Below are 3,936 nucleotides of genomic sequence, written 5' to 3'. Positions count from 1 at the left end.
CCTCCCGGGCGGCGGCGAGCAGCCTGTCGCGGTTCCGCCGCGCGTCGGCGCGCGCCGGCCGGTCCGGGGCCGCCGCGTCGCGGCCGGTGGCAGAGGAATCGGACCCAGACAAAGCGGAGGACCTCCGGTTAGTGCTACGGTGACACAAGAAACGGAGTCACTCCGTTTTCTGTTTCCATGGTCCCACACGAAGGGCAGCACCCATGGTCTCCCCCGCCCGTTCTTCTCAGGTCACCGCGTCCGGCGCGCGGCACGCCGGTGGTACCGGACGGCTCGCGGGCCGTACCGTCTCCCGGATCGGCTTCGGCGCGATGCAGCTGGAACGCCTCCACGGCGACCGCGCGGCGGCGGTCGCGCTGCTGCGCCGCTGCGTCGAGCTGGGAATCGACCACATCGACACCGCCCAGTTCTACGGCCACGGCTTCGTCAACGAGGTCATCCGCGAGGCCGTTCGCCCCGAGGACGGCGTCATGGTGGTCAGCAAGGTCGGCGCCGAGCCCGACCCCGACGGTCCGCTCCCCCTCCGCCTGGCGCAGCGCCCCGAACAGCTGCGGGCAGGCGTGGAGGACAACCTGGCGGCTCTCGGGATGGAACAGATCCCCCTGGTCAACCTCCGTCGTACGGACACCGGCCCCGGTCTGCGCGCCGAAGGGGACCAGGTCGTCCCCCTCGACGACCAGCTCGCCGTCATGACCGCGCTGCGCGACGAGGGCAAGATCGGCGCGATCGGCCTCAGCAGTGTCTCCCCGGACGTCCTGCGCAGCGCCCTGCCCGCGGGCATCGCCTGCGTGCAGAACGCCTACAGCCTGCTGGCCCGCGACGACGAGGACATGCTCCGCCTGTGCCGGGAGGAAGGTGTCGCCTGGGTACCGTACTTCCCTCTCGGCAGCGCCTTCGACGGTATGCCGAAGGTGACCGACGAGCCCGCCGTGCGCTCCGCCGCGCGTGAGCTGGGCGTCACACCCGCACAGGTGGGCCTGGCCTGGCTGCTCCACCACTCCCCCAACGTCCTGCTGATCCCCGGCACGGCCGACCCCGGACACCTGGAGGCGAACGTGGCGGCGGGAGCGGTCACGCTCGACGAGGCGACGCTCTCCGCCCTGGACGCCGTGCCTTCCCGCTCGGGAGACACCGTCCTCGGCTGAGAACCCCCCGGCACCCGCCCTGCCGGACAGCTCTTGATCCCGGCGGGACTGTCAGTGTCGGGTGACAGCATCGGAGCATGACGGAGAACACCCCCTTCGATTGGCGGCCGTTCCTGCTCGAGTGGAGCGGGGAGTGGGCGGATTCCCTGCCGGGCGGCGAGACGCGGGGCGAAGCGGACGAAGCCGCCCGGCAGGCGCGGTGGCTGGGGTTCCCGCCCGCGTCCGAGGAGCGGATCACGGCCCTGGAGAAGCGTCTCGGCCGGCGGATGCCGCCCTCGTACCGGGAGTTCTTGAAGGTCAGCGACGGGTGGCGGCACGCGGGCGGATTCGTGTCGCTGCTGGCGGGGACCGCGGACGCGCGCTGGCACGACGACGAGTCGGGACTCGCGGTCATGTTCGAGGAGTACCTGGACGAGGACGCCGGGCCCGAGGAGCGGTGGGAGGTGGACATCTGGCGGCGCGGGCTGCAGCTCGACGTCGAGTCCGACGTCACCTACGTCCTGCTGGATCCCGAGGACGTGGACGAGGACGGCGAGTGGGCCGTGTACACGTGGGCGAGCTGGCGGGCCGACTCGCCCGAACGGCACGCGAACTTCCTCGCGTTCATGCGGGACATGCACCGGGAGTTCCACAGCCTGCGGGCCCGTCCGGGCGATGGGGAGCCGGAGTTCGTCAACGACACGACGCGGAAGCTGGACGCCGCGGTGGAGGAGGCCCGGCTGGAGGCGCTGCGCGGCGGCTGGGAGCGGGCCGGGAAGGCGCTGGACGAGGCCAAGGGGTACAACAGGCCGCGGGCCGCCGGGCTGGGTGACCAGATACGCCGTCTGCTCGGACAGACGTACATGGTGTACTTCGACGGCCTGGTGACGGACCCCCGGTACGCGCCCGAGCTGCTGCCGCCCCTGGTCGCCGAGCACGCGGCGCACTCGTACCGGGACGACTCCACGCTGACGTTCCACCTGCGGGGCGCCGACGAGGACCTGGTGTCACTGGCCTACGCGACGCTGGAGCGGGTGCGCGGCGGCACGTACCGCTACACGGCGGCCGGGCCGTTCGGGGAGGCGGTGGAGCGGGCCCGGGGGCTGGCGCGGTGGGGGGACACCGACGGGGCGTGGCGGACCCTGATGGACGCCCTGCCCCTGTGGGAGCCGCCGGGGCCGGACCTCCTGGCGCCGCTGGGGTGGGTGGCCGACCCCGTGCTCGGACCGCTGCTGACCCCGGAGCGGGGCCGCGAGCTGCTGTCCGCTCCGAGGGGCGGACAGACGGGCGGGGCACCGGGGCCGACGGCCGGGCTCGACCCGGACGGCCTGGCCTGGCTCGCGGAGCCCGACCCCGGCAACAACCGTACGTCCTACCGGTTCGTCCTGGTGGAAGGGGTGGAGCCGGAGGAGTTGCCGGCCCGTCTGGCGGACGGGGACGACACGGTGCTGAACGAACCCATGACCCTCTGGGACGCGCGCAGCAGGCTGCTGCACGACCGGAGGGAGTTCTCGTCCTACGACGACAGGGCACTCATGGCGGTCGGCCGGGCCGGCACCGGCTGGAGCTTCGCCTTCGACGGCGACCCCGCCCCGTTCGACCGGCAGCGGTTCGTCTCCCCCGCCCCGGCCGCCGGTGCGGGCACCCGCGCGGTGGTGGTGTGGAGCGGCCTCAGGGCATGGTACGGGGAGCCGTTCTTCCATCTTTCGGTGGCGCGGGACGGCGTCGAGCAGTACGCGTTCACCTACGCGGACGGAGCGGTCCGGCGCAGCGGGGACGTACCGCGGGCGCTGGACCCGAGCCGGTTCTTCGGCGCCCCGGAGGACGCCGCCGAGGCGGAACGGCCGCTACTGGAAGCGGTGGCCGGGGAGTTCGGCGCCCGTCTGCCGCGCCACGCGATCGTGAACGGGCGGCTGCACACGTTCACCACCCGCTCCTGGACACGGCCGCCGGGGGACGGCGAGACGTACACGGTGATCCGCATGAACTGAGGAGCCACGTGCCCGGCGGACGGCGAGCGGACGGACGACGGCGGTACGGGAGACAGGCGGAGGCCGGCCGAGCGGCTCCGGCATCGGCAGACCGCTGCCGGGCCGGCATCCGCTCGGCCTCACTGTCCATGACGGACCACGACGACCGGACAGGCGGAGTGCTGAGCACAGTGCTGGGCGACGGATCCCAGCAGCAGCCCCGCGAACCCCCGAGACCCCGGCTGCCGACCACGAGCAACGAGGCGTCGCGGGCCGCGCGGAGCAGCACACTGGCGGGTGTGCCGTAGTGCACCTCGGTGCGTACCGTCACGGGTGGCTGTGCTCCCACGGTCTGCTCGACGGATTCCTTGAGTTCGTCCCGTGCCCGGGCCTCCAGAGCCGCCTCGTCACCGCTCGACGGCGGCAGCCAGCCGAGCGCGCCGTGAAAATACGGGAAGTCCCACGCGGTCAGCGCCTCCACCACACCACGGGTGAGCTCCGCCTGTCGCACCGCCCAGCGAAGGGCCTGCTTCGAGGATTCCGAGCCGTCCACCCCGACCACGATGCGGTCTGCCCCCTCGTGCCGATCAGCCACGGTCCCTCCTCGACCCTGCGTTGCGGACAGCCGCCGACCACCACGGTCCGCATTCACGTCACCTGGCCTCCAGCCTCGGGCCGATCGCACCGGATGCCCAGTCCGACAGGTCCGGACGGGGGCACGGAGGGCAGGTCACGGCCCGGCGGGACCGTCGCACGCCGGCCCCGGGGCCGGCGGCGTCGACGGCGTGGACCGGGGCGGGACCGAAGGCGAGCAGGCCGCGCACGTCGCCCCCGGCGTCGCG

The 3,936-nt window shown here is 73.2% G+C and carries 2 protein-coding genes and 2 pseudogenes; 2 read left to right on the top strand and 2 right to left on the bottom strand.

Translation table 11 applies throughout. The features are described from left to right. The first annotated feature begins 203 nt into the window (after positions 1–203). Together B7767_RS28280 and B7767_RS28275 are read left to right on the top strand one after the other, a co-directional pair. Entirely contained in the window at positions 204–1,145 is a 942-nt protein-coding gene (locus B7767_RS28280) for an aldo/keto reductase (RefSeq protein ID WP_085574641.1), read from the top strand. 77 nt (positions 1,146–1,222) lie between these two features. Continuing rightward, positions 1,223–3,115 (top strand): SMI1/KNR4 family protein, encoded by a 1,893-nt coding sequence (locus B7767_RS28275; RefSeq protein ID WP_085574640.1) that lies wholly within the window; start codon positions 1,223–1,225, stop codon positions 3,113–3,115. A 119-nt stretch (positions 3,116–3,234) separates the two neighbouring features. Here B7767_RS28275 and B7767_RS28270 read toward each other — a convergent pair. Further along, a pseudogene (locus tag B7767_RS28270) lies at positions 3,235–3,689 on the bottom strand (universal stress protein). Positions 3,690–3,747: 58 nt separating this feature from the next. Beyond that, positions 3,748–3,936 (bottom strand): annotated as a pseudogene (locus B7767_RS47430) (hypothetical protein); the annotation flags it as partial.

The sequence above is a fragment of the Streptomyces sp. 13-12-16 genome (assembly GCF_002114215.1).
Classification (GTDB): Bacteria; Actinomycetota; Actinomycetes; order Streptomycetales; family Streptomycetaceae; genus Streptomyces.
This window is presented reverse-complemented; position numbering and strand designations above follow the sequence as displayed.